The organism is Rothia sp. HMSC076D04 (genome assembly GCF_001814645.1).
Taxonomy (GTDB): Bacteria; Actinomycetota; Actinomycetes; order Actinomycetales; family Micrococcaceae; genus Rothia; species Rothia mucilaginosa.
This window is the reverse complement of sequence record NZ_KV817374.1, coordinates 315,173-337,394: the sequence shown is the minus strand read 5'-3', so window position 1 is coordinate 337,394 and position 22,222 is coordinate 315,173. Positions and strand designations below refer to the sequence as shown.

Genomic DNA, 22,222 nt, shown 5'->3' with positions numbered 1-22,222 from the left:
CACCGAAAGCTAAGCGAAGAAGCCGGTACACCGCGCGGGTGTGCCGGCTTCTTCCACAGAAGGGTCATTCTCTATAGAGGCCCGGAAAGAAGAACACAATGACGACCCCGCTCCTAGACTCCAACGGCAAGCTCAACGGTGAATCAGTACGCTACGTGGCAATCGGCGACTCCTTCACCGAAGGTGTGGGCGACGTTGACCGCCGCCGCCCTAACAGCCTGCGCGGCTGGGCAGACCGCGTTGCCGAAGGCATCGGTGCAGTAGACCCGCAGGCGCAGTACGCAAACCTTGCTATCCGCGGCCGCCTGCTCAGTCCCATCCTGGATGAACAGCTGCCTCGAGCCCTGGACCTCTGCCCCAACATTGTCACCTTCTACGGTGGCGGCAATGACATCATGCGACCCAACGTGGATATTGACCAGCTCATGACTCACGTAGACGAAGCCTTCGCCACCCTGCGCGGCGAAGGAATCGAAGTGCTTACCGTAACCGGCCTGGATGTACAGGGCCAGGGCCCCTTCGCCCGTACCCGCGGCCGTACCGCCACCTACAACGAGCTACTGCGTGGTATCGCTGAGGACCACGGCGTGCACATTATCGACTACTGGCGCTGGAACGACTTCCTTGATTGGCGTCTGTGGGCTGACGACCGCCTGCACATGAACGACCTCGGCCACGAACGCTTCGCATCTCGCGTACTGGCGCAGCTCGGCCTGCCCGGTGTGATCACCGAATCGGTACTGCCCCCGGAGGTGCAGCTGACCGCCCGCGAGAAGATCGAGCAGGAGGCACGCTGGGTCCGTGAGTTTGCCCTGCCGTGGATTGGCCGCCGTCTAAAGGGAACAAGCTCCGGGGACGGTGTGAGCCCCAAGTACCCGCAGTGGGTGCCCGCGGCAAGTCTTAAGAACTAGGCTGAAGAACTAGGGGCGCGGTGGCTCACGGTACGGCGTAAAACTGTACGCCGGGGGAGTGTCCTGCGCGGTATCTGTACCGTATTTGTGCCTGCATCTACGCCGTAACTGGAACGGTAAATCCGCCGTTACCCGTACCGTTGCGACCCCTTAAACCGCCCTTTAAAACCGGGGCGGAAGCGTTAAAACGAGAGTTAAAAGCTCTTTAAACGCGTATTTAAGCCCGTTTAATAGCCCTGCGCACACCGCAAGAAGCGGTGGCGCGGGGCTGTTTAAGGCTTAAATCCGGCTTAAGCTGTTAATCTCACAACATGAATTTCACCGGTGTAATTTATCCCCGGTCACATAGAGAACATCCGTTCTTAAAAAGGCGCATTAACGCCTGACTAGGGGCGTTAAAGAATTCCTTAAAAACATCTGGACTTGCAAAAACACCCATTTTTGATAGAATGGATAGGTATGTTTGCCGCTCGAAGGCAGGCGTGCATCCGCGAATCGAGCACTTCGCTTAAACGAGATGCAATTGGCTCAGAACACCGAGATTCCGCGGATTTTTAAGGCAAAATCCGGCGTGCAGGCTTGCACGAACCCCCGTATTTACCTAGAATTTAACGCTGTTCGTAGTGGTGGAAACGCCTCTCGACACTAATAAGCTTCACCGTTTTTCCCGCGGCGGGGATCGATGCGTGGCCTCTCACCCACGTGACGATCTCAAACACTCTAGCCCGGCGAATAACCCGGTGCTTCTACATTGGTGGCGGGACGCTCACGAGTAACATCGACTGCGTACCGTCATAAAAGTCAATCAATAAAGGAGTGAAACATGGCAGCAGTCTGCCAGGTGACCGGAGCTGTTCCCGGCTTTGGACACAGCATTTCGCACTCGCATCGCCGCAACAAGCGTCGATTCGACCCGAACGTTCAGAAGAAGACCTACTGGGTTCCTTCGCTGCGTCGTAAGGTAACCCTGAACGTGTCCGCTAAGGGCATCAAGGTTATCGATGCTCGTGGCATCGATGCCGTTGTTGCAGAAATCATCGCACGCGGGGAGAAGATCTAGTAAATGGCATCCAAGGCTAAGGACCTCCGTCCTATCATCAAGCTCAAGTCCACTGCTGGCACCGGTTACACCTACGTGACCCGTAAGAACCGCCGCAACAACCCCGACCGTATGGTGCTGAAGAAGTACGACCCCGTCGTTCGCAAGCACGTTGACTTCCGAGAGGAGCGCTAAGAATGGCTAAGAAGTCCAAGATCGCTCGCAACGAGCAGCGCAAGGTCATCGTCGCTCGCTACAACGAGAAGCGTATCGCGCTGAAGAAGACCCTAATCGACGAGAACGCTACCCCCGAGGAGCGCGAAGCAGCACGCGTGGCACTGCAGAAGCTGCCCCGCAACGCTTCCCCCGTTCGCGTGCGTAACCGCGACCAGATCGACGGCCGCCCCCGCGGTACCTTCCAGAAGTTCGGTATCTCCCGCGTGCGCTTCCGCGAGATGGCACACCGTGGCGAGCTGCCCGGTATCACCAAGTCCAGCTGGTAAATCTGGTATTTTAGTTCCTAAACGGTTTTCCGTCGTTACCGACGGTCACTCGCTTTAGACTCAAACCTTAAGTCTCTGGAAGGGGCACCCTAATGGCTAAGAACCGTACCGAACTCGTTGCAGAGGTTGCAGAGAAGTCTGGCAAGAGCCAGGCAACTGTAAACGCAGTCCTCGACGCAGTGTTCCAGGTTTTCGAGTCTTCCGTCTCCAAGGGCGAGAAGATCACCATCCCCGGTTGGATGGCAATCGAGCGCACCGACCGTGCAGCTCGTACCGGCCGTAACCCGCAGACCGGCGAAACCATCCAGATTCCCGCCGGTCACGGCGTGAAGCTGACCGCAGGCTCCAAGCTGAAGGCAGCAGTCGCTAAGAAGAAGTAATTCTTGAGACTTTGAATCTGCTAAAGACCCCCACCAATATGGTGGGGGTCTTTTAGTATGCCCAGATGCTCTCTTGACGATAGGGGTATGGGGTGCTGGGGGAGGGGGCGCGTCTGGAGGGCTGGGAGGGCACGTGCGGCGGGGAGCGTGCGCAAGGCAGGGAGCGTGCACAAGGTGGGTCTTCAAGACCCTAACCCTTAACTCGAGCATAAGATACAGAAAGTAGCTCGGTTTCACAGGGGAAGCTATGATGGGCTACAGAAAAAATAAAGAAAATTTATACATTTAAGCAGAAAGCTATGCATGAGCTGAGCGAAAAATCGCGATTATCAAACCCCGCTGGGAAAAATACTTATACATCCCCGTTTGGACACAGCTTAAACACAGCAAACTAAAGCTCAATCTTAGACTCACACCCTAAGCTGGAATCACCGGCGAAGGAAAAGCCACACACCATACACGGCGGCCCCACCCAACCGGAAAATCAACCATACAAACCCCGGACGATTGACCCTCCGGGATGCACAAGGAGAACCACCTCATGGCACGCCCCGCACTGCACACTTCCGCACAGGCCACCAACCGTCGCTTCCGCACCGGCGCGGCAGCACTGTCCCTGGCAGCAATCGCAGCACTCGGCCTGAGCGCCTGCGGTACACAGAACACCTCCAACCCGGCACCCACCGCCACCGCGACCGCTAAGGCATCCTCCACCGCCGACGCAGCAGTCAACGCGGGCAACGGCAAGGTCACCGTCAAGGCAAGCGACGCAGCCTCCCCGAGCGCCACCGCAAGCAGCTCCCAGGGCACCGTCACCGTCACCGAAAACGGTGTGACCGTCAGCGGTGCTGATGGTACCGGGGTCACCGCAGACGCCAACGGTAATGTGACCGTCAACGGCGCGAACGGAACCGGCGTGACCGCCGATGTTAGCGGCAACGCAACCGTCAATGGCAGCTCGGCATCGAACAACTCGGGCTCCTCCGCAAAGGTCGACGAAAAGGCCGGTGAAACCACCGCCAAGAACGGCTCCAACGGCGCAGGTAACAGCTCCGGTAACGGCACCGTGACCGTCGACAGCGGAACCGTCAGCGCAGCCAACGGCTACACCCTCATCGAAATCAAGACCGACGGCGGCTGGTCCTACCACGCCCCCAACGGCGACATCATCGAGGTACGAGCTGACGGCTCCTGGGAGCGCGTTGGCGATGGAGGCGTCGTTGAGGTTGATGCTGACGGCTCCTGGGAACAGACCGGCGAGAACGGCGTAATCGAGGTAGAAGCTAACGGCACCTGGGAACAGACCGGCGGCAAAGGCGCGGTTAAGGTACCCAGCGTCCCCCTCAAGCCCGCCGGTGCTGTCGCTAACCCCGTCAAGCCCGTCACTCCCCGCCGCTAAGAAGCTGGCTGACAAGCTGGGTGAAAACGTAGGCTATCCCACTCGCTAGAATGCGGATAAACGCCCACACGCCCGGATAATCACACCCAAACTCGATAGAATTAACGCGGTTGGTTACACCGATAATCGTTATGGAATCCCACAAGGATTCTGCGCACGACGCGAATACGTCGTCAACTAGCCGCACCATACTAACAACCACAAGGAGAAACAATGGCAATCGCCCCCGCAATGAAGAAGACCACCGCGGTTCTGTCCATCGCTTTCGCAGGCGCACTGGGCCTGAGCGCATGTGGCTCCCAGTCCTCTTCCACCACCGCCACTGCATCCGCATCCGCTTCCGCTTCGGCAACTGCATCTGCAAGCGCATCGGCTAAGGCATCCTCGGCGGCAACCACCTCTGCAGCTTCCGCTTCTGCTACAGCAGATGTGAAGGTTGACAAGGACGGCAACGTCACCGTCAAGGCTAACGACGGCGAAGGCAACTCCGCAGACGTGAAGGTCGGCGCAGACGGCAAGGCATCCGTAGACGCTAAGGACTCCGAGGGTAACTCCTCCAAGGTAGAGTCCGACGAAAAGGGCACCAAGGCTGAGTCCAAGGACTCCGAGGGCAACGCAGCATCCTCCTCCACCGTTGAGGGCGACGTTATCGTTTCCGAGGACGGCGGCTGGTCCATTCAGGGCGACGAAGGTCAGGTAGCTGTACAGGCTGACGGCTCCTGGAGCCGCCAGGACGCAAACGGCCAGGTTGCAGTCAAGGCTGACGGCTCCTGGAGCATCCAGGCTAACAGCGGCCTGCAGGCAACCGTGGACGCATCCGGTGAAGTAACCTCCATCGTTGGCGGCGAGAAGGCAGATCTGAAGGCTCCGAAGGTTCCCGCAAAGCCCGCACAGGCTAAGGTCACCCCCGTCAAGCCCGTTCAGCCCAAGAAGTAATAAGCTGACCAGTGCATAACAAACGCCCCGTGCGCATCCGAACGTGATGCGTGCGGGGCCGTTTTGCGTCTTCAAGTTGCGCTGAACTCCTAGGGAAAATAGGAAGCTTCGCATAACTGTTGTTAGGATTAGGGAGGCGCTCAGAATCTAGCTCTCACTCAACTCTCACTCAACAAACAACCACACTATAGGTCTCCCCGGCATAGCACGGGGATCTACCAGAAAAGAGAACACAGTGAAGAAAACTATGGCTGTTCTGTCCCTGAGCCTCGCCGCAACCTTCGGTCTTGCCGCGTGCAGCTCCAACGCCAAGGCACCCGCCGAAAGCCAGAGTGCATCCGCGAGCGCGTCCGCTTCGGCAAGCGCGTCTGCCTCCTCCAACGCGTCCGCAACTGCAACCACCTCGGCAGCTACCTCAGCATCCACTTCGGCAAGTGCATCTGCTTCTGCACACGCAAATAGCTCGAGCTCCTCCGCTAAGGCATCCGAAAGCCAGAAGGGTGGCTTGTCGGGTGCTTCCTCCATGCCCACGGACGCCACCGATAGTAGCTACGGCCCGAAGGTCTACGAGCATTACAAGGAAACCGTCGAAGAGGCTAAGAAAGATCACTCCACCAAGAGGACTACGAACACTGAAGGTAACGTGTACGCTGACCCTGACGGAAGCATCGCTGTTGTCGAAGCTAAGAACGGTAGCTACATCAGCATTGAGAACGACGGCAGCTGGGTACGTGTGACCCCTGAAGGCGAGGTTATCGCCGTGACTGAGAAGGGCGGCTGGGCCGCTGTCAAGCCTAACGGTGAAATCATTAACGTTGATGAGAATGGCGCGGCTTCCATTATGAACGTTAAGACCTCGGAGATTTCGGACGACTACCAGTCCCTGGAAGTGCCCAAGACCCCGGCTCCGGTGGGAGATTTCCCCGCCCCGAAGACCCCCGTTAAGCCGACTAGCATGGCTGTGAACTAACCGTATCCACCGCTTAGCTGGCGACTAGCTAGATCCGTTCGCCCCGTGCGCATCCGAACGTGATGCGTGCGGGGCGTTTTTGCGTCTTCAAGCCGCGCTGAGAAGACCAGTAGAGCTGAGATGACCCGTAAGCGGGGGAGGGGGCACCGCACCATCTCAGGGAGCTTTCAGGTCGCGGTGCTAGCATGGTGGCGTACACCGGGCATACCGGAGTACAGGTCAACCACACTACGCACTGCGCCGTTGCAGAGCGGCGCATACAGAAAGAGAAAATACAGTGAAGAAGTCTATTGCTGTTCTGTCCCTGACCATTGCCGGTGCCCTCGGCCTCGCAGCCTGCGGCGGCAACTCCGGCGCCAACTCCAACTCCTCCGCATCGGCAAGCGCGTCCGCTTCTGCAACCGCTTCCGCAACTGCCTCGGCACCCGCAAGCACCTCCGCAGCAGCAACCACCAAGAGCACCGCCTCCGCAGCAGCTGAAACCACCAAGGCAGAAACTAAGACCACCCAGGGCACCATCAGCACTCCCACCGACCTGCCCAGCGAAGCAACCGAAGCACTCAAGAAGGGTCAGGAATCCGCCAATCAGGTAGCCTCCGCAGGCTACACCGCCAGCAAGAAAGCCCTGGAACAGCTCAAGGAGCAGTCCGGCGTGAAGAAGGTGCAGACCAGCGATGGCACCGTCTACTACACCGATGAACTCGCTGCATTCGAATCCAAGGACGGCGCTATCATCAGCATCCAGAATAACGGTGTGTGGACCAGCATGGACTCCAACGGTACAACCATCGTCGTGAAAGAGGACGGCTCCTGGATCAAGACCAACCCCAAGGACAACCTCTACACCGTTGTCAATGCAGATGGCACCGCATCCGTGCTGAACACCAAGACCTTTGAGCAGGCGACTGACGTCTCCACCATCGAAACCCCGAAGGCACCCGGCCGTATCGACGGCTTCAGCGGCACCGCTAAGACCCCGGTCAAGCCCACCAAGATTGGTGACCTCTCCGAGGTTGCAGGCGCCAAGTAAAAACTAGCTCCTGCCCACTGGGCAGAACAGCCCACCACACTAGGGATACCAACGCCCCGCGCGCATCTATACGTGATGCGTGCGGGGCGTCTTTAATTATTTCTCACTCGGGGATGGAGAGGTTTAAATCTTCGGAATGGGTTGCAGGCGGCGCAATTGCGTCACATGCTTGGGTTCGAGTTCCTCAACGCAACTGACCTGTAGCAGGCGCATTGTGCGGCGCACCTCTTCCGAGAGGATCTCAATCGTGCGATCCACACCGCGGCGGCCACCCGCCATGAGTCCGTATAGGTAGGCGCGGCCAATCAGCGTGAACTTGGCGCCCAAGGCCAGCGAGGCCACCACATCCGCGCCGTTCATAATGCCGGTATCCACCATAACTTCGGTGTCCTTGCCGACCTCGCGAACCACTTCCGGGAGCAGGTGGAAGGGAACCGGAGCGCGGTCCAACTGGCGGCCGCCGTGGTTCGACAGTAGGATGCCGTCCACGCCTAAATCAGCCAGCTTCTTGGAATCCTCCACGTTTTGCACGCCCTTAATGACAATCTTGCCGGGCCACAACTCACGGATTTCCTTAAGATCCTCGTAATTGATGGACGGATCCATGGCAGCGTCCAGCAATTCGCCCACCGTGCCGCCTGTCGAGGAGAGTGAAGCGAACTCCAATTTGGGCGTGGTGAGGAAGTCATACCACCACCACGGGCGCGGAATCGCGTTCGCCACTGTCTTCAGCGAAAGCTGGGGCGGAATGGAAAAGCCGTTGCGCTTATCGCGCAGGCGCGCCCCCGCAATGGGCGTATCTACAGTGAAGAAGAGCGTATCGTAGCCAGCCTTTGCGGCGCGCTCGACCAAGCCGTAGGAAATCTCACGCTGACGCATCACGTACAGCTGGAACCACAGGCGGCCATTTGGGTTGACTCGGCGCACATCCTCAATGCTGGTTGTACCCAGGGTTGAGAGGGTGAAGGGGATGCCCGCTGCCCCCGCCGCGCCGGATCCGGCAATCTCGCCTTCGGTCTGCATGAGGCGTGTAAAGCCCGTGGGGGCGATACCGAAGGGTAGAGCGGAGGTGCCACCCAGTACCTTCGTGGTGGTGTCTACGGTGGAAACATCCGTCAGGATACCCGGGTGGAACTCGACATCCTCGAAGGCCTGGCGGGCGCGGGTCATTGACAGTTCACCTTCCGCGGCGCCGTCCGTGTAGTCGAAAGCGGCGGCTGGTGTGCGGCGCTTTGCGATGCGGCGCAAATCGTAGATGGTCAGTGCGCTCTGTAGGCGGTTGCCTGCAAAGTCGAGGCTGGGCTTCTTGAATTGCATAAATTCAAGTAGTTCGCTGGGCTTGGGGAGCTGACGTTGCACCATGGGAGGCCTTTCTCTTGGGGGGGCGCCGCCTGCAGGGCGGGCCTTGGGTGGGGGCGGGGTCGTCGGCGAGTCCCGCAGAAGGGTGTGCGAAAAATCGCACCCTCCCAGTCTAAAAATTAAGGGTTAGATTAATCAATAGTTAGGTAAGGCTTAACTTATTAAGTTAAATATTTCGGGGGTGCCCCGGCGTATCGGTACCGGAGGGCATGGCGAATGAATGAGATGCAATGATTTCCAAACCCGTGCATACCACTTTCGCACTCCTCAACTCACGCAAATATGACGTAATATGACGAGCCGTTACCTCCCGCGTTCACAATGCTCAACTCCCAGCGAACCACCCCCACCACGCTGGCATAATGGGGACAGCAAACCGACGCGCCCACACACGGCGCACCCAACAGGAGAGAGAACCCATGAGTGAGAACACCACCCGCAGCGTACGCGTGCGCGCCAGCGAACTCGAAGGCCGCGCCTGGCTCAACACCGGCGACAAGAACCTCACCCTGCAGGACCTTCGCGGCAAAATCGTTATTCTCGACTTCTGGACCCTCTGCTGCATCAACTGCCTGCACGTCCTCGACGAACTACGCCCTCTCGAAGAAGAATTCTCCGACGTGCTCGTCACCGTCGGCGTACACAGCCCCAAATTCGAACACGAAGCAGACCCCGTAGCGCTCGCCGCAGCCGTCGACCGCTACCACATCACCCACCCCGTACTTGACGACCCCGAACTGACCACCTGGCAGGCCTACACCGCCCGCGCATGGCCCACCCTCGTCGTCGTCGACCCCGAAGGCTACATCGTCGCCCACCTCTCCGGCGAAGGCCACGTGCAGGGCCTCACCTCCCTCGTACGCGAACTCGTCGCCGAGCACGAGGCGAAGGGCACCCTACACCGCGGTGACGGCCCCTACGTGCCCCGCCCCAAGGCAGCCGGCACCTACGCCTTCCCCGGCAAGGCCATCGAACTGCCCGCCGAATTCGGCCCCGCAAACCTCTTCGGCAACCGCGAACGCACCTACCTCGTCGCAGACAGCGCACGCCACCGCATCCTGCAGGTAGCAGCCGACCTCAACACCGTCATCAACACCTACGGCGGCGGCAACGACCCCATCAACCACCCCGTCAAGGGCCACGTCGACGGCACCGGCACCGAAGCACGCTTCAACGAGCCCGCCGGCCTCGCCCTCGTACCCGAAAACCTGCGCGAACAGCTCGGCTACGACGTGCTCGTCGCCGACACCGTCAACCACCGCCTGCGCTCCCTCAACCTGAGCACCGGCGAAGTACGCACCCTCGCAGGCAACGGCGTGCAGCGCGTCATCGATGGCGACAACGCCATCACCGGCGACCCCAACCACATCCCCGCCGGTGTACCCGCCACCGAGATTGCGCTCTCCTCGCCCTGGGATGCCGTCTACTCCCGCGAAGCCGGCCAGTTCATCATCGCCATGGCAGGCACCCACCAGCTCTTCGGCTACGAACCCGTCACCGGCACCGTCAGCATCTTCGCAGGCTCCGGCGTCGAAGGCCTCGCCGACGGCCCTGCCGCCGACGCATGGTTCGCCCAGCCCTCCGGCATCATCGAAGCACGCGACGGTAGCCTCTGGGTCGCATGCTCCGAAACCAGCGGCCTGCGCCACATCACCTTCACCGAAGACGGCGTACAGGTCACCTCCGCCGTCGGCAAGGGCCTGTTCGACTTCGGCTTCGTCGACGGCGACTCCGACACCGCCCGCATGCAGCACCCCCTCGGCCTGACCGAACTGCCCGACGGATCTATCGCAGTCGCCGACACCTACAACGGCGCCATCCGCCGCTGGGACCCGGTTACCGGCACCCTCGGCACCCTCGAACGCGGCCTCGACGAGCCCTCCGACCTGCTCGTCGAAGAAGTACCCGGCGAAGAACCGCGCCTCATCATCGTCGAAACCAACGCCCACCAGCTTGTACGCGCCTCCATCCCCGCCAAGGCACAGCACGTCGACGAAGGCGCCATCACCACCGCACGCCCCTCCACCAAGCTCACCGGCGGCACCCTCGAATTCACCTCACGATTCACCGTGCCCACCGGCCAGAAGCTCGACACCCGCTGGGGCGACCCCACCCAGCTGAAGATCTCATCCACCCCCGAGAACTTCATCCTGGAAGGCGCCGGCACCTCCACCGGACTGACCCGCACCCTCGTACTCAACCCCGAAATCACCGAGGCAGTCCTGCACATCACCGCACGCGCCGCCGCCTGCGACGGCACCCCCGGCGGTGACATCCCCGAGCATGCAGCATGCCACCTCTACCAGCAGGACTGGGGTATTCCCGTCGTCGTGACCGGTGACGAAGCAGACGAAAGCGAACTCGTCCTGGACCTTCGCGGTATCAACTAGGGATCTATAAAAGAATCAAGGGTCAGTATTATCCTCGCTCCTACAGGGGCACCCGTCCTCGCTTCGCTCGGACACCCTGATGTCGCTACGGATAATACTGACCCTTTTCTGCTGTGCCGCCCTGATACCGCTACGGATAGCGCCGGTTCCCTTTGTGCTTTTTAGGATTGTGGGACTCGAAAGGGCCGGGTCATCCTCGCTCCTACAGGGGCACCCGTCCTCGCTTCGCTTCGGACACCCTGATGTCGCTACGGATAACACCGGCCCTTTCTCAACCCGTATAAGCCACGAGCCAGTATGCTCTTCGCTCCTACAGGGGAACCCGCCCTCGCTTCGCTCGGGCACCCTGATGTCGCTTCAGAGCATACTGGCTCTCGTCGTTCGTTCTTAGAAGGAGACTCGGACCGCCTTCGCATCCGCCTCCACCGACGCCTTCAACGTAAACGGAATCTCCTTCTGCACCTGCGAACGCTCACCCGTATACAAATCCAACTGAGTAAACGACACCTTCGCCGTACCCGACATCGGCTTCAACGACCACACACCCGCCGAACTTACACTCACCTGCGGATCCGCAACCTTCACCACAGACCACTTCACCTCAGAATCCACACGACCCGTAAACGCATACTCAAAAGGGCACCCACCCGGATAAAGAGTGCTCTGCTGCGTACACTTCTTCAAATGATCCTGCACCTGCTCCTTCACCGACGACAACGCATTATCACTCGGCTTCAACTCCATACGCACCGCATGATTCGCATCCTGCGCAGTCACCACCTCATTCACCTTCTGCGCCGTATAAACCGTCGAATCATACGACACCGCATACACACCCGGATAAAACACCGGGAATGACGCCGCACCATCATCCACCGCAACCTTACGGTTATTAATCGTCGCAGCCTCCACACCCTGAATATTCACCTTCACCGACGGCAAAGACGCCTCATCAATAGCCCACTTATCAAAAAAGCCCCAATGCGTGCCCGAACGGTGCAAACGAAAATCCGTATGCTGCTGCGAACCCTCCAACGTATAGGACGCACGCACCGTCGCATGCTCCCCATCCTCGCTGGTCTCCACCACCTCATACGACACCTCACCCAACGAAGACACCGAACGCCTCAAAGCATCCCCATCCAATAAAGAGGCGTCACCCTCAGGAATCTGCGCACCCAACAGGCCACGCGCATACGAACCATTACCCGTACGCAACGCATGAAAATACTCCCGCACCTGACCCGTCGGACCATACACCAGCTTATTCGTCATAACCAGCGCCGCAGCAGCCACAGAAACCGCCACCACAACACCGACCATCCACATTGCCAGAACCCGCTCCACGGGAGAAAAATTACGCATAGAACCAGAGTAACGCAGGTAGTCCGCTAGGTTTCACGCACCGCACACACTAAAGTTGTGTATATGGCAGAACGCGCTCACGAAGTCCCCGCCAAATACGGCGAAGTCAACGAACTATTCCACCCCCGCATGCGCTCCTACGGCAGGCGCATCGAAGCGGCACTCCCCGGCACCATCGTGCTCCTCGCCGCGCTCGCCTTCATCCTCTACAAGCGACCCGCCCTGCCGTACACCATCCTCGTACTGCTCATCGGCACCATCGCAGGCGTAAACCTCTACTCAGTCCTCAAACCCACCATCATCGTCATCACCAAAACCCACGTGCTCCGCGCACGCACCTTCGGCTGGTTCGCCGTACCCCTCGAAAATATCGACCACACTATCTACGCCGAAAAGCTCTACCCCAAAAAAGCCTACGGCCAGAAACTCAAAACCGTCGCCGGCCGCCTACGCTACCGCAGCTTCCCCGCCATGTGGGCCGTCGACAAAGACGGCAAACAGCTCATGCGCATCGACGGCCGCGTCTGGGACGGCAAAACCATGCGAGAAGTCTCCTCCAAACTCTCCGCCCAAACCACCATCTACAAACAGATTAACGTGGTCAACATGGACAAAGAACACAAGGGACTCATCACCTTCAACGAGCTGCACCCCGGCTGGCGCTCCAGCCTTATGACCGCACTCGCCGTCATCATCGTGGCAATCCTCTTCGCCGCATCCTTCATGCCCGAAGAACTCGCACGCACCATCTACCTCATCCACTAGAACACCCGTTCTTCAACGGTGCTTCTTTTCGGATGCGCATCTTCAGGACGCGCAAAGGCCCGGCACCCACCCCACACGGGGTAGGCGCCGGGCCATTTGTATGCCTAACTCAAGACGCACTGCACGCTAGCTCAAAACGCACTGCGCCCAGTTTTAGATGCGAGCCTAGTTCGCCGGGCGCGACAGCACCGCCACCAAAAACTCCGAAGAACCCTCCACAAACGGGTGCATCTGCCATGAAGAGTAGGTGTTATCCACGTTCAGGCCAACCTCGCGGGCATCCGCCAAAAACTGCTCAAACGCATAATCACGGCCCGGACCCGAACCATAACCCACGACAGCGCGGCCACCCGGCGCCAACACGCGACGGAAATTCTCCACCACCGGCTTACGAGTCGAACGAGCCAAGAAACCCATCACATTACCCGCACACACCAGCAGCTCAAAACCATTCTCCGCCGTAGCCTCACCCTCAATGCCCAGCACCTCCGGCAAATCCACCAAATCGGCAGTAATCCACGTAGCATCCGGGCAGACGCGGCGCGCCTCCTCAATCAGCTCAGGATCAATATCCACACCCGTCACACGGTGACCCAACGCGTGTAGCTGCTTACCCACACGACCGGGACCCGAACCCGCATCAAGAATCTTCGCACCGCGAGAAGCCATAGCGTTCAACAGACGAGACTCACCCGCCATATCATTACCCTCAGCCTCCATCGCCTTAAAACGGTCAATGTACCACTGAGAATGATTCGGGTTGCTCTCCTTGCGGACCAGCCACAAGGACTTCTCACGCTCGCCCGGAGCGTTGAAACTCATCATTGCCATAAAAACTCCTTAGACAGGGTTGAGGATGCGCCAACCGCCACCAGGCAAGGTGACCGCGGCATATAAGCGGTGTGTGCGCTACGTTCTAGCATAGCCCCACCCGGCACCTGCGGGTAAGGGCAGTAAGAGCCGGATGGGGCTATCGGGACAGTACGAAAAGCAGAGAAGCTACAGGGGACGGTTAGAGGTGGTCGCCGCCAGTATTCGACGTATCCTCAGCAAGCGCCTTACGCATCTGCTCTTCACGCTCCTCCTCAGCCAAACGAGCAGCCTCAGCGAACTGCTCCTCAATATCAGTCAGCAGCGCCTCAACCTGCTCATTACCAGCCACCGGGCCGCCAGCAATCAGACCATCAGCACCCAAAACCACAGCCAATGGCACACCATTACCAAAATTCGCGCGCGAACCCGCCTCACGGTCAATCAACGGAGTCAAACCCTCCGGCAACGTACCCGCATTACGCGAGGTCTGCAACGACTCCAGGCTCGAATACACCGGATGCAACGCCACCTGCGGCAGACGCTCCTGCCACGAAGCCATCGTCTTCAAAAACTTCACACAACCAGCGCAGGTCGCCGACACAAACACCAGCACACGCGCCTGATTCTTAGCCAACGCACGCATATTCGTGTGACGGCCATTCTCCAGGTACAGCGCCGCATGCGGAATCGGCATGCGAACATACTGCTCCTCACCGTTCTCGTCATACACCGGCTCCGGCAAAATCACCTCAGCCTGCGGCTCCGGCTGCGCAAGAGCATCACCGCGGCGAACAGCCTCCAACGTCACAGCAATCAGCGCCGCACCAAAAACCCAAGTCCAGCCGCTATTACCCAGACCCAGCAGAGTCGACACAACGCCCGTGCCGCCCCTCAACGCGCTCGCATGCGCACCAGCCGCCGCCAACAGCAGCGCAATATTACGGACCAGCGTGTAACGGCTCACCGGCGCATTCGACTCAGAACCGAAACAATTACAACCCGCAGTACGACCCGTCGCCAGCGCGCGCGCAATCACCACCGTATAGAACAGCATCAGAATCAGCGCCAAACCTGAAGCAATCACCGCAGGCAAACGCACCGGCGACAGCAGCAGAACGGCGGCTAGGGCGATCTCGAACCACGGCAAAATCAGCGACACCGCACGGGTCGGCGCGATCTTCTCCAAACCAAGATTCTGAATACCGGTCACGGTACTCTGCGGGTCCTTCGCCTTAGCAATACCGCTAATCAACAAAGTCAACGCAACAAGTGCCGTACACAAAACAAGCGGCACAGTAGAGACGGTGAGCATAAAACTCCTAGAGTGAGTGTGCGAAAACAGGAGGCGGCAGCGGCAGTTTTTAGGCAGAACAAACCGCGCGACGAGCCGCCGTGTTATACACGATTTTACGCCCTGCACATGGGGAAACCATCTCTACAGTGCCGTGAGGCGCACCCCGTACTCGCCCGCCAGCTCCGCGTACGCCTGCACAAAGCGCTGCGCTCGCGCACCCGAGGCACAGAAAACGCCCACACGCTGATCACGCACCGACTCAAACAAGCTCAGCAGCTCCGCGGGCACGTCGGTTGCCGGCAACAGCGACCCCTCAGCGTCGCTCAGCTGCGATAGCGGCAGATGCAACGAACCCTCATGCTTCACCGACTCTTCACGCTCGGGCACCTCACGCACATCCAGCAGAACCTGCGGAACATCATGCGCCGACAAATCCACCGGCACCACACGCGCCGGATCCGGCACCGCCCCAAACGACGTACACGTACCCGACAAGGCATCATACGTCAGCAGAGTACCCGCCGCCGTCGGCAAACCACTCACAAACTTGAGCACCTCCGTCGCCATCAGCGAACCCACCACAGCTGTTGTCGCACCCAACACCCCGGCAAGCGCACACGACTCCACCGTCTGCGGAATCGTCGGAAAAATATCACGCAAATGCGCGCCATCCGGCTCAAAAAGACTCACCGACCCGCCAAAACGCAAAACCGTGCCCCACACCAGCGGCAGACCCGCAAGCTGCGCGGCATCCGCAATCAGATACTTCGACGCAAATGTATCCGTACAATCCACCACACAATCCGGTGCCGAGGCGGCGAAAAGATCCAAAATCCAGGACGCATCCACATGCCGAATCGTTGTCTCAACCGTCAACGACGGGCACAGCTCCAGGGCACGGCGCGCCGCAACCTCCGCCTTCGGCTCACCCACATCAGGCACACCAAAAAGCGGCTGACGCTGAATATTCGACAGCTCCACCGAATCAGAATCCACAATATGCAGATACCCCACACCAGCCGCCGCCAACGCCTGCACCACCGGACAACCCAAACCACCAGCACCAATTACCAACACGCGGGCAGCCGCCACCGCATCCTGATCAAAGCCCGGCAGGCGACGCTGACGGTCCGTGCGCTCGCGATCCAGGCGCGCATGCTCCGGATTCACCGGGGTAGGGGCAAGGTTTACATCCACGAGACAAAACCCTCCGACGGCGACGACGCCTTCGCGTGCTCACGCACCGGAATACGGCCGGCCTCACGCGCCAACGCGCCCGCCTGCACCGCAAACTTCATCGCCTGAGCCATCGCCACCGGATCCTCAGCACGATTCACCGCCGACGCCAACAACACCGCATCACAACCCAGCTCCATCGCCAGCGCCGCGTCGGAGGCGGTACCCACGCCGGCATCCAGAACCACCGGAACCTGCGCGCGAGAAGCAATCAGCTCAATATTGTGCGGGTTCAAAATGCCCAGACCGGTACCAATCGGCGCGCCCAACGGCATAACCGCCGCAACGCCCGCATCCTCCAGGCGAGCTGCAGCCACCGGATCGTCAGAGGTGTACGCGAGCACCGTGAAATCCTCAGCGACCAGCTGCTCGCAAGCGTTCAACAGCTCCACGGTGTCCGGCAGCAGGGTGTCTTCGTCGTGGATGATCTCGACCTTCACCCAGGAAGTGCCCAGTGCCTCGCGGGCGAGCATCGCGGTCATCACCGCATCGGCTGCGGTGCGGCACCCTGCGGTATTAGGTAGCGGCGCAATATTGAGCTTCTGCAGAAGCGGAAAAATGGGGGTGCCTGCGGCGTGACGGCGCATGGCAACGGTCGTCATTTCGGTGCCGGAGGCGATGAGCGCCTGCTCGAGCAGGTCCATGCTGGTTGCGCCTCCGGAACCCATGATAAGGCGGGAGTTGAAGGTGCGGTCGCCGATGGTGAGCGGTGTGAGGCTCATGGTGTTCTCCTCTGTGGGAACGTCTAGATAACGGGGTTTGCTGGTTGGTGCGGCTGGTTGGTGCGGGGCGCTACGGTGCGCCCGGTTTAGGGAACAAAAACCGAGAATATCTGTTCTTTTTTGCCGGTGGGTATTCTCCTGCGGGTATTTACCGGTGAGAATATTGCCGGTACAGGCTGGAAGATTAGCCGCCCTGAACGGCGGTGAGGGCATCCACCCTATCGCCCTCGCTCAGCGGCACATCCAGCCAGGTGGAACGCGGCACGATACTGCGGTTGAGCGCCACAGCCACGCCATTTTCGGTACCAAACTGGTCCATGACAAGGTCAAATACGGTGGGGGCGTTGGTGGTTAGCGGCTCACCGTTGTAGGTGATGATCATGCGAAATCCTTTCGTGAAGGTGCCGGGTGCACCCGGCGGGGACTGTGTTTAGTGGGTGAATCGTGCCGGGTCGCACGCCTGCATAATGGGCGGAATCTCAGCCCCGCAGGCGACCTCCGCGCCGACCTTGCCTGCGAGCGCGGCAAGCAGAATACCGTGACGGAAGTAGCCCGTGGACACAAGCTGGCGGGTGCCGTCAGTACGGGTGCGGTGCCCAAAGATGGGCAGGTCGTCCGGGGTGCCGGGGCGGGCGCCGACGTTCGCCTCCAGAAGCTCGCACTCTTCAACCGCGGGCACGAGCCGGATCGCGTCACGTAGCAGCTGGTGTACGCCGTCAATGGCGGGCAGCGTGCGGTGGTCTTCGCGGCTGGTTGCGCCGATGCATAGCTCCCCGTCAGGGCGGGGGATGAGGTAGACGGGGCGGGAGTTCACGTAGCCGCGCACCACATGTTTGAGGATGGGCCGCGGGGCGCGCAGACGCAGAATATCCCCGTAGACGGGGCGTAGCGGGTAGTCCCCGTGCAGTGTTGCCCCTAGTCCAGCGCAGATAATGTCGCCCGCGTCCGGGTCGGTGACCCGTTCGGCGCTGAAGGTGACGCCGCGGCGGGTGAGGGCGTCTTTGAGGGCGCGCCTCATGAGCCGCGGGTGTAGCTGATGGTCACTGGGGATGCTCACGGCGCCGGCGATACGCGGCGCCAGGAGCGGTTCGAGGGCGCGTGCCTGCGTGGGGGTGACGGGGTCTGCGGGGCGGTTCATGTCCCGGTAGTAGGCGCGGGTGCGTTGCAGGTGCTCGGCGTCGGCGCGGTCGGCTGCGATGATGAGCGTGCCGGTGGTGTCGTAGCCGGTGGGCAGGTCGGTGGCGCGGCTGAGCCTGCCCATGAGGGAGGGGTAGGCGTCGGCGCTGGCGGTCATGAGCGGGAAGAGCGCGTCCTGCTGGAATTGCACTTCTGCGATGGGTGCGAGCATGCCGCCGGCGTAGTGGCTGGCGGCGGGGTAGAGCGCCGTGCCGTCGTCGGTGGTGCCGTAGTCGCTGGTTTCGGCGTCGACGAGGTGCACGTTCTCGCCGTGTTCGGTGAGTTCAAACGCGGTGGTGAGGCCGATGATTCCGCCGCCAATGATGGTGATGGTCATGGTTATGCCTGCAGTGCGGGGTTGTCGACGAAGGCGCGGACCATGGCGATTCCGGCGACTCCGGTGGTGCGGATGGCGGGGCAGTCTTCGGGGGTGATGTCGCCGATAGCTACGGTGGGTACGGCGGACAGTTCGGCAAGTTCGCGGAGCCCATCAATGCCGAGGGGCGGGCGGTTGGACTGCTTGGTGGGGCTGGGGCGGAACGGCCCGGTACCAACGTAATCGATCAGATGCGCGATCTTGTTGGACTCTTCGACGAGCTGCCGGGTGCCGGTGGTCAGACCGATGATCGCGTCGGCGCCGAGGAGGGCGCGGGCGTCGGCTACGGGCAGGTCGTCTTGACCGATGTGCACGCCATCAACGCGCACGCCGCGGGCACGCAACGCGAGGGCGACATCAACACGGTCGTCGATGAGGAGGGTCTGGTGCGGCTGGATGATGCCGGCGATAGCTTCGGTGAGCTGGTAGAGTTCGCGCGCGCTGATGGGTTTGGACCTGACTTGGATGCAGGTGGCGTGTTTGGCTGCCCGAACGGTTTCGAGGGGGTTGTCGCCTGTGACGAGGTAGAGGTTCAGGTCGAGGGGGCGTGCGGGGGTGGTGTAGGGGTGCGTTTCGCGGGTCATGCGGGTCTACGATTCGTCGTCGAGTAGATGTTTTGAGAAATTCTCTCATGGAATTTCTGTGGTTAGGTTAGCACAGCTGTGTAGTGAGTTGAACATTCTTCAAACTTTTGAGATGTCTGACGGGGTGCATTCCTCGCTTGTGCGGAGGAGAGGCCGGCGCGCTATACACTTCCTTCGCTCCTGCAGGGGCACCCGCCCTCGCAGAGCTCGGGCACCCTGATGTCGCTGCAGGAAGGTATAGCGGCACCGCGCTCGCGCAGTTGCGGCAAGCCCTTTCGCGCTGAGCCCGCTGGTAGGCACCCTGACTTCCTAAACTGAGCTACCACAATGCCTGCAACCCAATCTTTATCTCCGGCGAGCTGTCTGCGGTACCTAACCCCAGTATTCCTTCCCCGCCTCCGCGCACACTCTTCCCAAACCGAGCGCCCGCGGTTCGTTCCCAGCCGCGCAGCCGCACCCACTACTCCACCTGCCCGGAGAAGGGGAGAGAGTTAGTAGGGGAGAGGCCGGTATGTTCCGTCGCGACATCAGGGTGTCCGAAGCGGAGCGAGGACGGGTTCCCTGCAGGAGCAAGGAACATACCGCCTCGACCCGTCCAACCCAAGCGGCATCCTAAACTCTTGGCCCAACCACCGCATCCAACCTAAAAAATAAAGCCCCAAACCATAAGGTCCGGGGCTTGTGGAGCGGCTGACGGGAATCGAACCCGCGTATCAGGCTTGGGAAGCGTGCGCTCTACCATTGAGCTACAGCCGCATCTTTTTCAGTGTATCGCGCCTGCTTGTCGGGAGTGAAATGTGTTGCGGTTGTTTGTGCGCGGGGTGGCGGGGTTGAAATGTGATGTAGGCCTGTGTGCTGGGGCTGGTGGATGCCTGCACGTGGGTGGTGTTTGCCAGGTATCCTTTAAGCGTGCTTATTTCAGATCGCGATATTCGTCAAGAGATTGCTGATGGGCGCATCGTTCTTGATCCGTTCGATGAGTCGATGATTCAGCCTGCAAGTGTGGACGTGAGGATTGATCGTTTCTTCCGTCTGTTCGATAACCATAAGTACCCGCATATTGATCCTGCTCAGCCGCAGGAGGATTTGACGCGCCTGGTGGAGGTGGCTCCTGATGAGCCGTTTATTCTGCATCCGGGTGAGTTTGTGTTGGGTTCTACGTATGAGAAGGTGACCCTGCCTGATGATGTGGCTGCCCGCCTGGAGGGTAAGTCGTCGCTGGGTCGTCTGGGTTTGTTGACTCACTCTACGGCTGGTTTTATTGATCCTGGTTTTTCTGGGCATGTGACGCTTGAGTTGTCGAACATGGCGACTTTGCCGATTATGTTGTGGCCGGGTTCTAAGGTTGGTCAGTTGTGTTTCTTCCGTTTGAGTAGCCCGACTGAGCATCCGTATGGTTCTGGTGCGTATGGTAACCGTTACCAGGGTCAGCGTGGCCCGACTGCTTCGCGTAGTTATTTGAATTTTCATCAGACGATGATTCCTGCGGATGGTTCTGTGGAGTCTTAGTCTTTCCCGCTTTGGGGTGCGGGCGTGCAGGCTGTGTGTTTGTGCGCCCGCGTTGGGCGGTTTTTCGCCCGTTTGTGCTCGTGCGTTCACTCGCGTGCGGGTTTTTATCTCTCACTCTCTAAGGATTTTTGATGAATCTGAAGCCTGTTGTTCTGCGTGTTGCTGGCGCGGAAGTTTCTTTGTATCTGATTGATATGTCGGACTCTTTTGTGGAGCGTTTTAAGAAGGCGTGGGAGCCTCTTGCTCCGGAGTTTTTTGATACTCCTGATGAGGCGTATGCTTCGTTGTCTCGTTTTGATCAGGTGATGCTGGTTCATGCGCCGACTGATGAGTCGGTGATGGATTTGGCGAATCCGTTGATGGGTTCGTTTGATAAGGTTTCGACGCTGCGTGTGGCTGATGATGATTCGGGTATGCAGGATCTGACGAGCCGTATTACGTTGGCGATGATTGAGCAGCTGGTTGGTCGCGGTGTGATGCTGCATGCGGCTGTTATTGGTGACCCTGAGTCGAAGCGCGCTGTTGCGCTGGTGGGTGTTTCTGGTAGCGGTAAGACGACTGCTTCGCGTTTCTTGGGTTCCAAGTTTGCGTACTTGACTGATGAGACTGCGATTATTTCGGATGAGGGTGTTGTGTCGCCGTATCCGAAGCCGCTGTCTGTGATTGTTGACCCGAATGCGCCGAAGGATCAGCAGAACCCGGTGGATTTGGGCCTGAACGTGGTTGATCGTGATGACCTCAGCTATGAGCTGTCGCGTATTGTGTTCATTTCTCGTGATGAGTCGGCTTCGGAGCCGTATTTTGAGCGTGTTCCGCTGCATGAGGCTCTGGTGTTCTTGAGTGAGCAGAGCTCGGGTCTGGCGCGTCACCCTGAGGGTGTTGTGTCGCTGGCTAAGCTGGTGGAGCGTTGCGGTGGCGTGTGGCGCCTGGTGTACTCGGAGGTTGAGGATACTCTGCCGCTGGTTCAGGATCTGCTGAATGGCGGTGAGCTGCCGAATGCTGATGAGGTTGAGAAGCTGGAGAAGTACACGGTTGAGGATCACCTGCCGGGTGTGTTCTTGAACGGTACGATTGCGGTGTCTCGTATGCCGGGCACTTCGGGTGTGCGTGTGGGTGAGGACGGCCCGTTCTTGCTGCTGTGTGACACTGAGCTGAATGAGCTGTCTGATTTTGCGGCTGAGTGCTGGCTGCAGGCTGAGGGCGACATTTCGTATGATGACCTGTTTGCGCGTCTGGCTGAGATCTTTGAGGGTCTGCCTGCGGAGGCGTATGACGAGAACCTGAGCGCTCTGGCGGCTGGTTCGATGCTGTGGGTTCGTGTGATTGATGATCCGCTGATTGATGACGCGACCTGGGCTCAGATGACCAGCGATGAGGTTCTGGATGAGGAGCAGCAGCAGATTGCGCTGGATTCCTCTGAGGATGCTGTCTCTGATGATGAGGACGACGTGGTGGAGGACTAACC

At 59.6% G+C, this 22,222-nt stretch carries 22 protein-coding genes and 1 tRNA gene; 13 read left to right on the top strand and 10 right to left on the bottom strand.

Annotation, left to right across the window (positions count from 1 at the left end):
- Positions 1-98: 98 nt before the first annotated feature.
- From HMPREF2980_RS09230 to HMPREF2980_RS09185, 9 genes are all read left to right on the top strand, one after another.
- Positions 99-911: an SGNH/GDSL hydrolase family protein gene (locus tag HMPREF2980_RS09230; protein WP_070691534.1), complete on the top strand. Its 813-nt coding sequence runs from the start codon at positions 99-101 to the stop codon at positions 909-911.
- A gap of 823 nt (positions 912-1,734) precedes the next feature.
- Positions 1,735-1,971 carry a 50S ribosomal protein L28 gene (gene rpmB / locus HMPREF2980_RS09225; protein WP_004005966.1) on the top strand — a complete coding sequence of 79 codons (237 nt, stop codon included), beginning with the start codon at positions 1,735-1,737 and terminating at the stop codon, positions 1,969-1,971.
- A 3-nt stretch (positions 1,972-1,974) separates the two neighbouring features.
- Positions 1,975-2,145 (top strand): 50S ribosomal protein L33, encoded by a 171-nt coding sequence (gene rpmG, locus HMPREF2980_RS09220; RefSeq protein WP_004005967.1) that lies wholly within the window; start codon positions 1,975-1,977, stop codon positions 2,143-2,145.
- A 2-nt stretch (positions 2,146-2,147) separates the two neighbouring features.
- Entirely contained in the window at positions 2,148-2,453 is a 306-nt protein-coding gene (gene rpsN / locus HMPREF2980_RS09215; RefSeq protein ID WP_005506731.1) for a 30S ribosomal protein S14, read from the top strand.
- A gap of 92 nt (positions 2,454-2,545) precedes the next feature.
- Positions 2,546-2,833 (top strand): HU family DNA-binding protein, encoded by a 288-nt coding sequence (locus HMPREF2980_RS09210; protein WP_005506733.1) that lies wholly within the window; start codon positions 2,546-2,548, stop codon positions 2,831-2,833.
- Between the two features lie 541 nt (positions 2,834-3,374).
- A complete protein-coding gene (locus HMPREF2980_RS09205; protein ID WP_049350546.1) occupies positions 3,375-4,232 on the top strand; it encodes a hypothetical protein in 858 nt (285 codons plus the stop codon).
- A gap of 213 nt (positions 4,233-4,445) precedes the next feature.
- Complete coding sequence (locus tag HMPREF2980_RS09195) at positions 4,446-5,168, top strand: hypothetical protein (RefSeq protein WP_049354943.1); 723 nt, start codon at positions 4,446-4,448, stop codon at positions 5,166-5,168.
- A 247-nt stretch (positions 5,169-5,415) separates the two neighbouring features.
- Positions 5,416-6,138, top strand: coding sequence for a transcriptional regulator (locus tag HMPREF2980_RS09190; RefSeq protein WP_239663439.1), 723 nt, complete (start codon positions 5,416-5,418; stop codon positions 6,136-6,138).
- A 277-nt stretch (positions 6,139-6,415) separates the two neighbouring features.
- Positions 6,416-7,168 (top strand): hypothetical protein, encoded by a 753-nt coding sequence (locus HMPREF2980_RS09185; protein WP_049340532.1) that lies wholly within the window; start codon positions 6,416-6,418, stop codon positions 7,166-7,168.
- Positions 7,169-7,291: 123 nt separating this feature from the next.
- Here HMPREF2980_RS09185 and HMPREF2980_RS09180 read toward each other — a convergent pair whose 3' ends face one another.
- Positions 7,292-8,530 carry an alpha-hydroxy acid oxidase gene (locus HMPREF2980_RS09180; RefSeq protein ID WP_049340534.1) on the bottom strand — a complete coding sequence of 413 codons (1,239 nt, stop codon included), beginning with the start codon at positions 8,528-8,530 and terminating at the stop codon, positions 7,292-7,294.
- A 416-nt stretch (positions 8,531-8,946) separates the two neighbouring features.
- Between HMPREF2980_RS09180 and HMPREF2980_RS09175 the strand changes: the two genes are divergently transcribed.
- Positions 8,947-10,917 (top strand): NHL domain-containing thioredoxin family protein, encoded by a 1,971-nt coding sequence (locus HMPREF2980_RS09175; protein ID WP_049352216.1) that lies wholly within the window; start codon positions 8,947-8,949, stop codon positions 10,915-10,917.
- Between the two features lie 387 nt (positions 10,918-11,304).
- Here the strand turns inward: HMPREF2980_RS09175 and HMPREF2980_RS09170 are convergent, their stop codons facing one another.
- Positions 11,305-12,282 (bottom strand): hypothetical protein, encoded by a 978-nt coding sequence (locus HMPREF2980_RS09170; protein ID WP_049352213.1) that lies wholly within the window; start codon positions 12,280-12,282, stop codon positions 11,305-11,307.
- 63 nt (positions 12,283-12,345) lie between these two features.
- On the opposite strand from HMPREF2980_RS09170, the gene HMPREF2980_RS09165 reads away from it, so the two are divergent.
- A complete protein-coding gene (locus HMPREF2980_RS09165) occupies positions 12,346-13,047 on the top strand; it encodes a hypothetical protein (protein ID WP_070593947.1) in 702 nt (233 codons plus the stop codon).
- A gap of 165 nt (positions 13,048-13,212) precedes the next feature.
- Here HMPREF2980_RS09165 and HMPREF2980_RS09160 read toward each other — a convergent pair whose 3' ends face one another.
- The 8 genes from HMPREF2980_RS09160 to HMPREF2980_RS09125 all read right to left on the bottom strand — a co-directional run bounded on the left by HMPREF2980_RS09160 (position 13,213) and on the right by HMPREF2980_RS09125 (position 20,004).
- A complete protein-coding gene (locus HMPREF2980_RS09160) occupies positions 13,213-13,878 on the bottom strand; it encodes a class I SAM-dependent methyltransferase (protein ID WP_070593949.1) in 666 nt (221 codons plus the stop codon).
- Between the two features lie 181 nt (positions 13,879-14,059).
- Entirely contained in the window at positions 14,060-15,172 is a 1,113-nt protein-coding gene (locus tag HMPREF2980_RS09155; RefSeq protein WP_070593951.1) for a MauE/DoxX family redox-associated membrane protein, read from the bottom strand.
- A gap of 123 nt (positions 15,173-15,295) precedes the next feature.
- Positions 15,296-16,351 (bottom strand): HesA/MoeB/ThiF family protein, encoded by a 1,056-nt coding sequence (locus HMPREF2980_RS09150; protein ID WP_070593953.1) that lies wholly within the window; start codon positions 16,349-16,351, stop codon positions 15,296-15,298.
- Entirely contained in the window at positions 16,342-17,112 is a 771-nt protein-coding gene (locus tag HMPREF2980_RS09145) for a thiazole synthase (protein ID WP_049347554.1), read from the bottom strand. Before HMPREF2980_RS09145 ends, HMPREF2980_RS09150 begins: the two co-directional genes overlap by 10 nt.
- Positions 17,113-17,296: 184 nt before the next feature.
- Positions 17,297-17,494, bottom strand: a complete 198-nt coding sequence (thiS, locus tag HMPREF2980_RS09140; protein WP_049340547.1) for a sulfur carrier protein ThiS — start codon at positions 17,492-17,494, stop codon at positions 17,297-17,299.
- Between the two features lie 48 nt (positions 17,495-17,542).
- The gene (gene thiO, locus HMPREF2980_RS09135) at positions 17,543-18,625 is read right to left on the bottom strand and encodes a glycine oxidase ThiO (RefSeq protein WP_070691531.1); all 1,083 of its coding nucleotides are present in this window, start codon (positions 18,623-18,625) and stop codon (positions 17,543-17,545) included.
- A 2-nt stretch (positions 18,626-18,627) separates the two neighbouring features.
- Entirely contained in the window at positions 18,628-19,248 is a 621-nt protein-coding gene (locus HMPREF2980_RS09130) for a thiamine phosphate synthase (RefSeq protein WP_049350533.1), read from the bottom strand.
- 682 nt (positions 19,249-19,930) lie between these two features.
- Positions 19,931-20,004: transfer RNA gene (locus tag HMPREF2980_RS09125), tRNA-Gly, on the bottom strand.
- A 153-nt stretch (positions 20,005-20,157) separates the two neighbouring features.
- On the opposite strand from HMPREF2980_RS09125, the gene dcd reads away from it, so the two are divergent.
- Both dcd and HMPREF2980_RS09115 read left to right on the top strand, forming a co-directional pair.
- The gene (dcd, locus tag HMPREF2980_RS09120) at positions 20,158-20,757 is read left to right on the top strand and encodes a dCTP deaminase (protein ID WP_005509013.1); all 600 of its coding nucleotides are present in this window, start codon (positions 20,158-20,160) and stop codon (positions 20,755-20,757) included.
- A 131-nt stretch (positions 20,758-20,888) separates the two neighbouring features.
- Positions 20,889-22,220, top strand: a complete 1,332-nt coding sequence (locus tag HMPREF2980_RS09115) for a septin family protein (RefSeq protein ID WP_070691527.1) — start codon at positions 20,889-20,891, stop codon at positions 22,218-22,220.
- The last annotated feature ends 2 nt before the right edge of the window (positions 22,221-22,222 follow it).